Origin of the sequence: Campylobacter australis, from assembly GCF_050586305.1 — a bacterium.
Lineage (GTDB): Bacteria > Campylobacterota > Campylobacteria > Campylobacterales > Campylobacteraceae > Campylobacter_A.
Genome location: NZ_JAXUAA010000036.1, coordinates 1 through 288, shown reverse-complemented (window position 1 = coordinate 288; position 288 = coordinate 1). Strand labels below are relative to the sequence as shown.

The 288-nt window shown below is 33.7% G+C and carries 1 protein-coding gene; it reads left to right on the top strand.

Features of this window, described 5'->3' with window-relative positions; genetic code table 11:
- Positions 1-288: Ig-like domain-containing protein (locus U5B17_RS09710; protein WP_430805148.1), on the top strand; the 288-nt coding region annotated here is incomplete at both ends.

Below are 288 nucleotides of genomic sequence, written 5' to 3'. Positions count from 1 at the left end.
AGCACCTGAGGTTATTAGTATCGATGATAAAGATCCAAAATCTCCAACTAATGATACAACTCCAGATATTAAAGTTAAAGTTGAAAAAGATACTACTCCTGAATTGGTTAAGGACAATGGTGAAATTATTCCATCAGATAAAAAAGACAATGGAGATGGAACTTGGACACTTACTCCAAAAAATCCTATTGAAAATCCAACTGATGTTAATGTTATAACAACTGATAAAGCAGGTAATCCATCTAAACCAACACCTGTTGATCCAGTTATAGATACAACACCTCCAAC